Origin of the sequence: Streptoalloteichus tenebrarius, from assembly GCF_024171885.1 — a bacterium.
In the GTDB taxonomy this organism is placed as follows: Bacteria; Actinomycetota; Actinomycetes; order Mycobacteriales; family Pseudonocardiaceae; genus Streptoalloteichus; species Streptoalloteichus tenebrarius.
In genome coordinates this window covers 1-8,503 of sequence record NZ_JAMTCP010000082.1, presented here as the reverse complement: position 1 = coordinate 8,503, position 8,503 = coordinate 1, and the positions used below count along the sequence as shown (strand labels likewise).

Below are 8,503 nucleotides of genomic sequence, written 5' to 3'. Positions count from 1 at the left end.
GGCCAAGGCCAAGGCCAGGGACATCCAGCAACAACAGTGGGCGGGCCGCGTCCAAGCCCTGGAGAACCAGGCCAAGGCTCAGTCCAAGCCGCCCGCCAAGCCCCAGCCCAAGGACAGGTCCGGAGTGAAGACGAACCGGGACCGGGGGTTGGAGAAGCAGAAGAAGGCGTGAGGCTCCACCACACCGGGTCCAGAGCGGAAGGGCAGCCCGCGCGGCTGCCCTTCTGTTCGTCACGACGGGCGTGCGGGTCCACCACTGGCAGCGCGGGACCACGGGTGGCACCAAGTGCACCGAAGCCTCATTCCCCCGCAGCGTGGCTCAAGCGGCCCGCACTGACCTGCGCATTTCGCCGGCATACGCCAGATGGCGCCATAGATGGCACCACGATTCCGAGCCACCATGGCTTGTATCTGTGCCATCCGTGTGCCAAAGTGGTGCCATGGACTTGACCTCGTACGTGAGCGGCCTCGGGCGCGAGTTCGCCGCGCTTGCCGAAGCCGGCGGCGACGAGGCCCGTGCGCTGGTCGAGCGCCTGACCGGGTCGCTCGAGTCGGCGGTCCGGGTGACACTGCTGGACGCGCTGTCGGCCGCCGCCGACGAGATCACCCGGGAACTGGCCCCCGGTTCGGTAGAGCTGCGCCTGCGCGGACGCGATCCGGACTTCGTGGTGACCTCGCCGACCACCGAGCGACCCGAGGACGCGGCCGGGCCCGCCGCGGGAGCCGGCGCGTCGGAGGTCGATCCGCTGATCGTCGAGGACGGCCCGGCCGCGCGGATCAACGTGCGCCTGCCCGAACAGCTCAAGGCCGCGATCGAGGCGGCCGCCGCCAGGGAGGGGCGCTCGACCAACGCCTGGTTGGTCAGGGCGGCCGCCGCCGCCCTGCGGCGGTCCGATCACGACCAGAGGCGCGAGCCGGGCGCCGCCGGAAAACGAACCAGGCAGGACTTCACCGGCTGGGTGCGCTGAGCGCACCGCACCAACTTTCCTCACACCGCGCCCCGACCTGCGGGGACGGCTCACCTACGCATGATGCGGGGACGACCATGCCCAATTTCGCGACGCCAGAACCGATTTCCGTCACGCTCGACCTCAGCGTCGGCCACGTGTGGGTCGACGCCAGCGACCGGACCGACACCCTCGTCGAGGTCCGCCCGACCAACGAAGCCGACGAGTCCGACGTGGAGGCCGCCCAACAGGTCCGCGTCGACTACGCCAACGGCACTCTCCGCGTCACCGGGCCGAAGCCGCGCGTCTTCGACTTCTCCCACAGGACCAGGTCGGTCGACGTGTCCATCGCACTGCCCAGCGGCTCCCGGGTGTCCGTGGAGACGCAGGTGGGCGACTTCCACGGCACCGGCCGACTCGGGGAGTGCGGGCTCAGGACCTCCGTCGGGAACGTCCGGCTCGAACGGACCGGCCCGCTGCGCGTGACCACGTCGGCCGGACACGTCACCGCCGACGCCGTCGCGGGCGGCGCCGAGGTCTCCACCGGCTCGGGGAAGGTCCGGATCGGCGAGGTGGAGGGCGCCGCGGTCGTCAGGAACTCCAACGGTGACACCACGATCGAGGCGGCCACCGGCGACGTGCGGGTCCGCGCGGCCAACGGCGACATCCGCGTCGAGCGGGCGGGCGCCGGCGTCGACGCGAGGACGTCCAACGGCAGCGTGCACGTCGGCGAGGTGGTGCGCGGTTCGGTCGTGCTGGAGAGCGCGATGGGAGCCCTGGAGATCGGCATCGCGGAAGGCACCGCCGCCTGGCTGGCGGTGAACACCAAGTTCGGGCACGTGCGCAACCTGCTGCGGAACGCCACTCGGCCAGGGGAGTCCGACGAGACCGTCGAGGTGCGCGCGCACACCTCCTACGGCGACATCACGATCCGCCGTTCCTGACCCACCACCGACCCTGGAGAAGGGAAGACCATGAACAGCAGGCAATCCCGGCTGGCGATCGCCGCGACCGGACTGCGGAAGTCCTACGGCGACCACGTCGTGCTCGACGGCCTCGACCTTTCCGTGCAACGGGGAACGATCTTCTCGCTGCTCGGCGCGAACGGCGCCGGGAAGACCACCACGGTGAAGATCCTGTCCACGCTGATCCGCGCCGACTCCGGCGACGTCAGGGTGGCCGGGCACGACCTCGCCCGCGAGCCGGACGCGGTGCGCGCCGCGATCGGCGTCACCGGCCAGTTCTCCGCCGTGGACAACCTGCTCACCGGCGAGGAGAACCTGCTGCTGATGGCGGACCTGCACCACCTCCCCAGGAGGGAGGGCCGGCGGCGCACCGCGGAGCTGCTCGACCAGTTCGACCTGACCGACGCCGGCAGGAAGCCGGCGGGGACCTACTCCGGGGGCATGCGGCGACGGCTCGACCTGGCGATGACCCTGGTCGGCGACCCGCAACTGATCTTCCTCGACGAGCCGACCACCGGACTGGACCCGCGCAGCCGCCGCAACATGTGGCAGGTCGTCCGGGGCCTGGTGGCCGGCGGCGTCACCATCTTCCTGACCACGCAGTACCTGGAGGAGGCCGACGAGCTGGCCGACCGGATCGCGGTGCTCGACCGGGGCCGGATCGTCGCCGAGGGGACCGCGGACGAGTTGAAGCGCCGCATCCCCGGCGGGCACGTCCGCCTGCGGTTCGCCGACCCGAGGGGCCTCGACGCGGCCGCGCGCGTGCTGGGCCAGGTGTCGCGCGACAACGACGCGCTCGCCCTGCGGGTGCCCAGCGACGGCAGCCTGCGCTCGCTGAAGACCCTGATCGACCGGCTCGACGACCGGGCCATCGAGGTCGACGAGCTGTCCGTGCACACCCCCGACCTCGACGACGTCTTCCTCGCCCTCACCGGCGACTCCACCGACAAGAAGGTGACCACGCGATGAGCAACGACACGCTCACCCGCCCGGCTCCGGCCGCCCTCCGCTTCCACCCGCTCCGCGACTCGGTGACGATGCTGCGCCGCAACCTCAGGCGCATGGTGCGGTACCCGTCGATGACCCTGATGCTCGTCGGGATGCCCGTCGTCTTCCTGCTGCTGTTCGTCTACGTGTTCGGCGGCACGCTGGGCGCCGGGCTCGGCGGGTCGGCGCACGGCGGCGGGGCCGACGGGCGCGCCGCGTACGCCAACTACCTGACGCCGGCGATCATCCTGATGACGGTGACGGCCACGGTCCAGGGAACCGCGGTGTCGATCGCCATGGACATGACCGAGGGCATCATCGCCCGGTTTCGCACCATGCACATCGCCCGCGTCTCGGTGTTGACCGGGCACGTCATCGGCAGCGTGATCCAGACGGTGTTCAGCCTGGTGATCGTGGTCGGTGTCGCGTTGCTGGTCGGTTTCCGCCCCGCGGCTGGGGTGGGCGCGTGGCTGGCCACGGCCGGGTTCCTGGTGGCGGTGACCTTCGCGCTCGTCTGGTTGTCCGTCGCGCTCGGCCAGGTGAGCAAGAGCGTGGAGACCGCGAGCAACATGCCCATGCCGCTGGTTCTGCTGCCCTTCCTCGGCAGCGGGTTCGTCCCCACCGACTCCATGCCGGCCGGGCTGCGCTGGTTCGCCGAGTACCAGCCGTTCACCCCGATCATCGAAACCCTGCGCGGCCTGCTGATGGACAAGCCGATCGGGAACAACGCGTGGATCGCGCTCGTGTGGTGCGCCGTCATCGGCCTGGGCGGATACCTCTGGTCGAAGAAGCTGTTCAACCGCGAGAGCGCGCGTTAACCGCCCGACGTCGGGAGAAGACGTGGTGCCGTTCCCCGGTGGCCACCTCCCGGAGTCCTGCTGGAGGCCATCAGCCTCCCCTGAGCAGATCGATCACACCGTCCAGGTCGTGTCCCCGGCTGCTCTGGTGACCTCGCGGTCATCACCGAGAAGGGACATGGGGAATGGGCGCCACGCAGGACTACCAGGCCGCGGGGTGACTCGTCCGCCGACTGGGCCGCCCCGGCGAACTCGTCATCAGCGAGAAGGTCAGGCCGCAGTGGATCGACGGAGGCGCCCGCTTCTGGTCCGCGGGGAGCAACAGCGACGGCAGACGGTTCGTGCTGGTCGACCCGCTCATCGCCGCCGACAAGGACTCCGCCCCGCTCGGCGAACTCCTCCCCTGAGCACGACCGCACCGACGCTCCCGGCCCGGTTCGACCACCGTTGACCTCCCGGTGCCGGCATCTCGGCGGACGCGCGAGGACCAGGACCACCGCCCCATCAGGTCCGGGACCCTCGCGCGTTCCGCCGTGTCCGGCTGAGGGCCGAACCGCCAACCCCACGCGAAGAAGACGAGGGCGAAGTGGGCGGGCGTTCTCCATGCGGTTCCCCAGGAGTCCGGATTCCGAGACCGAGCTGGAAGGCGGTGGCCCACCTCGGGTGCGGGAAAACACCACCAGGACCTTCCCGCCCACCCCCAACTCGCGGCACCGAACCCCGGCGAGCGAAAAAGTGGCGCGAGACACACCGGAACAGGGCGAAAACCCGAAGAAAAGCCGTCCGAGGTCCATCCGGTCGCCGCGTGACTTCGCACCCATCAGTGGCAGGGCCTACTCCGGACCGTCCTGACCGGGCGAACCTCCCGCCCGTCGCGCGCCCAAGGGCTGGCACGAGCGTGAACGGGGCCCCGCGCTCCCGAACGACCCGGACAACGCAGAAGGGGCAGCCCCTGCGGGCTGCCCCTTCATTTCACGACCTGGAACCAGTAGGTTTCGCCACTGGCCCTGGTGGGTCCGCTACGAAATCTCCTGACCAGCGGAAACCGAGCAGGGACGGGGGTGGCTTCCCACGCTAGTCAAGATCGTTTCCCGCACGCGAGGACGCGGTCCTGTTCCTGCCGATCATCCTTGCTGCTCAGTCGGCGGCGTCCTCGTCGTGCTCCCATCTGTGGGTAACACCGCTGCGCGGTGTGACAGACCGGAGGAGGAAGAAGAACTGTGTCCCGTCGTGGTTGGTGGTAGTGACATGAGTGGCGACACCAAGACGGAGATCCAGACGGGCGTCCACCCGAACGACAGGGTCGGCAACGATGCCGTCGACGGGGCGCTGGGGTGAGTAGTAGGCGGGGGTTCCCGCAAGCGTCGCGCTGCTGCCGTCGATCTTCCACGCGCAGTCGTCATCCAGGCAGCAGGTGAACAGGGCGGGGCACAGGAGCTGCAAGGTCCAGAAGCCGGCGTAGGACGCCCAGACTGGTTGCTGCTCCCGGTAGGGGCCCTTCACTTCGTAGGCACCGGAGCGCGGCGGACTGATCTCCCCGTCGCGACAGGTGATCACTCGCTCGCCTCGTTCAACGGTCCAGTTGTGGAGGTCGTCAAGGTGTACCCGGCTGCGGATCGCCCGGCTACCTTCACCTCGGGTCTCCGCCTCGAACTGTCGCACGTCGAGTACGGCCGTGGTGAGCAGGAGCGTGGGAAGCGTGGGTTGCGGCTGCACCCGCTGTTCCTCCCATGGGTATCAGGTCAACGAACGGTGCTGGCCCAAGCGTGGGAGAACTGCGCCTCCCTTGTCTCCGGTACGCCAGGAGACGCTGCCTCAACAAACGATACCTGTCGCACGAGACGCTCTGCCTGACGTGGCTGGCCACCGAGCTGAACGACCACATGCCAAGAGGATCGGAAGTAGACGCAAGGGACCCAAGCCGCTGTCGATTGGACTGACGCTTTCTCGTCTTCTACCTCGACGCACCGGAAGTCTTGCGTTGACTCCTCGACAGGAAGACCGGAGAGCCGCACGTCGCGAATGAGGACCACCACTACCCGCATGGGCACGGTTGGACTCTTCACGATTAGCCGGTTGACCGCGGGAAGCTTCGGCCAGGTCAAGCTTTCGGGAAGGGGTGATCTGACAGCGGGCCTATCTGCCAGGAACGGCGCAAGCTCAAAGCCGCCTACCACGAGCGTGGGGTCGACATCCGGAATGAGTCGCTCGTCACGGGGGCGAAGTACGGCGGTGGTCGGACTGGCGGTGTGCTGGCTCTCGACTGCGTGCTGGCCCAGCGTCGGAGAGCCCGTTGCGACGAGTACAAGCCCGAGCCATAGACCTCGTCGCCGGATCTCATGGGTGTTCGCACAGAATCTCGCTGTCGTTCTGCTCGTAGGCGGCGGCGCTGTAGGTTCCGCTCGGCACCACGATCGTGCCGAAGCCCTCGGTGCGGTACCGGTACCAGCTCCCCGCGTCGCAACCGAAAGCCGCGGTCTCGCGATGTTCCTGGGCGTAGTTGGACGGCCCGTAGACCGTCCGCGGCGCAATGTCGCCGATCTTCTCCCAGCCATACCAGCGTGACCGGTACATCTTTGCTGAGATGGTGTTGGCGCTGACCGGCAGGATCCTGCGGAAGCTGGTGATACGCGTGTGAATACCCCCCTGCCTGGAGTTATGGGGTTGGTTCACCTGAATTCCACAGTCTCCCGGGTATCCCAAGGTGGTCGAGCCGTCCCGAGGAACCGCGTATGCCGTCGCCTCGCGCTCAAGCCCTGGCGTCGACTGATCCGCCTCAGCGCGCTCTCCCGCAAGCGCCGTTCCAGGGCCCTGGTCGTCTCTGGCACCACCCACGACGTCGACGGCCGTATCGCCCCACCCCGTGCTGGTCGGCCCACCGGCTGCTGGCCGCCGACTGCGCCGACAACAACAGCCGCCCCGAGGACTTCCAACTGCCCGCCCGCGCCCTCGGCTTCCAGGTCCTCTTCTCCTACCGCCGCGACCAGTTCGGTACCCAGGCCGAACACGCCGGCGCCCTCCAGGTCGAAGGCATCTGGCACTGCCCCCACATGCCCCAAGCCCTCGTCAACGCCAGCCGTGATCACACCGACAAGGTCATCGGCGCCGACACCTACACCCAGCGCATCGCCGCCCGTCGCGCCTACGAACTCCGCCCCAAGACCCGCCCCGACGCCGAGGGCCACCTCAGATCTGCGCCCAGCAGAGCATCACCATCCCGCCCACCGCCGGTGCCAAGCGCGCCCAAGCCCTGCCCCAGAGCCCGGAATGGCGGACGGCCTACAGGCGCCTGCGGTCAGGCAACGAAGGACCCAACGGCTACGCCAGGAACCCCGACCACGGCGTCAACCTCGAAGACGCCGCACTCCGCCGGCTCCGGGGCATCGCCGCCCAAACCTTCCTGCTCGCCTTCCAATTCGCCGCCCTCAACCTGCACAAACGGCAAAGGTGGCGCACAACACACCACACCGAACGAAAGATCAGAGCCACCAACCGACGCAGGACCACCCCGAGTCTGAGCGAGTACACCCACTGACACGCCCAACCCAGGCAACGCGGCAGACACACCCGAAAAACCAGGTGCGAACCGACCCGGCACCCCCGCCAGAACGACGAAGGGGCAGCCCGTGCGGGCTGCCCCTTCATTTCACGACCTGGAACCAGTAGGTTTCGCCACTGGCCCTGGTGGGCGAGGAGGGAGTTGAACCCTCACGTCCTTTCGGACACACGGACCTGAACCGTGCGCGTCTGCCATTCCGCCACTCGCCCGTCCGGCGTTTCCCTCATCGGGCTTCCGCCGTGCTGGCTGCGATAGCTTAACACGACTCCGCGAGTGGGTCCGACAAGGGGGGTCCCCCCACCGTCGACACCCGTCCTGACCAGCTACTTCACTCCTCCGGGAACAGTTGGCTGTCTCGGCCGTCCCGCACGGATACGATCGGGCTCGGGAGCCGTTCGTATGGAGGTTGCCGTGGGCCTCGTTCAGCGCTTCGAGCGCCGACTCGAAGGCATCGTCGGCAACACCTTCGCGCGCGTGTTCGGTGGACAGGTCGTACCCCAGGAGGTGGCCCAGGCACTGCAACGGGAAGCCGAAGTGCACGTCAGGGAGCTGGCCGGCGGCCGACTCCTGGCGCCCAACCACTACGTCGTCACGCTCGGACCCGCCGACCACCAGCAGCTCGCGGCGGAGGAGGAACGCCTCACCCGTCTGCTGGCGGACAGCGTCCGCGAACACCTCGAAGAGCAGGGGTGGGACACCTATGGTGACGTCGTAGTCTCCCTTGAGCGCTCCGAGGCGCTGCACACCGGACAGTTCCGAACCAGCTCGTCCGTCGACCCCGACGCATCGCCGAGCCAACGGCCGGCGACCCCTCGCACCGCAGGAGACCGACCCATGAGCCAGCCACCCGGCCAGTACCCCCCCCAGGGCGACCCGTACGGACAGCAGGGCCAACAGGGGTACGGCTACGACCAGGGCTACGCGCACGGCCAAGGTCAGTACGGCTACGACCAGGGCTACGGGCAGCAGCAGCAACAGCCGCCGGCCTACACCGACCCGTACGGCCAGCCGCCGCAGCCGGGTTACGGCGGCCAGCCCGGCTACGACCAGGGCTACGGCGCCCCCCAGCCCGGTGGCTACGGCCAGCCGGGTGGCTACGACCAGGGCTACGGCGCCCCGCAGCCCGGTGGCGGCTACGACCAGGGCTACGGGCAGCAGCCGGCCTACGGCCAGCCCGGCTACGACCAGGGGTACGGCGCGCAGCCCGGCTACGACCAGGGCTACGGCGCCCCCCAGCCCGGTGGCTAC

The 8,503-nt window shown here is 69.0% G+C and carries 7 protein-coding genes and 1 tRNA gene; 5 read left to right on the top strand and 3 right to left on the bottom strand.

Annotated elements, in window-relative coordinates:
- Positions 1-440 precede the first annotated feature (440 nt).
- The 4 genes from LX15_RS33985 (at position 441) to LX15_RS33970 (ending at position 3,717) form a co-directional block, all read left to right on the top strand.
- On the top strand, positions 441-968 hold the full coding sequence (locus LX15_RS33985; protein WP_253674842.1) for a YlcI/YnfO family protein: 528 nt from the start codon (positions 441-443) through the stop codon (positions 966-968).
- Between the two features lie 77 nt (positions 969-1,045).
- A complete protein-coding gene (locus LX15_RS33980; RefSeq protein WP_253674843.1) occupies positions 1,046-1,891 on the top strand; it encodes a DUF4097 family beta strand repeat-containing protein in 846 nt (281 codons plus the stop codon).
- Positions 1,892-1,921: 30 nt separating this feature from the next.
- Complete coding sequence (locus tag LX15_RS33975) at positions 1,922-2,881, top strand: ATP-binding cassette domain-containing protein (RefSeq protein ID WP_253674844.1); 960 nt, start codon at positions 1,922-1,924, stop codon at positions 2,879-2,881.
- Positions 2,878-3,717 (top strand): ABC transporter permease, encoded by an 840-nt coding sequence (locus LX15_RS33970; protein WP_253674845.1) that lies wholly within the window; start codon positions 2,878-2,880, stop codon positions 3,715-3,717. Before LX15_RS33975 ends, LX15_RS33970 begins: the two co-directional genes overlap by 4 nt.
- A gap of 1,116 nt (positions 3,718-4,833) precedes the next feature.
- On the opposite strand, the gene LX15_RS33965 is transcribed toward LX15_RS33970, so the two are convergent.
- From LX15_RS33965 to LX15_RS33955, 3 genes are all read right to left on the bottom strand, one after another.
- Positions 4,834-5,412, bottom strand: coding sequence for a hypothetical protein (locus LX15_RS33965; RefSeq protein WP_253674846.1), 579 nt, complete (start codon positions 5,410-5,412; stop codon positions 4,834-4,836).
- Between the two features lie 621 nt (positions 5,413-6,033).
- Complete coding sequence (locus tag LX15_RS33960) at positions 6,034-6,369, bottom strand: hypothetical protein (protein WP_253674847.1); 336 nt, start codon at positions 6,367-6,369, stop codon at positions 6,034-6,036.
- A gap of 1,009 nt (positions 6,370-7,378) precedes the next feature.
- A tRNA-Leu gene (locus LX15_RS33955) sits at positions 7,379-7,464 on the bottom strand.
- Positions 7,465-7,666: 202 nt separating this feature from the next.
- On the opposite strand from LX15_RS33955, the gene LX15_RS33950 reads away from it, so the two are divergent.
- On the top strand, positions 7,667-8,503 hold an 837-nt coding region (locus LX15_RS33950; protein ID WP_253674850.1), incomplete at its 3' end, for a DUF3662 domain-containing protein.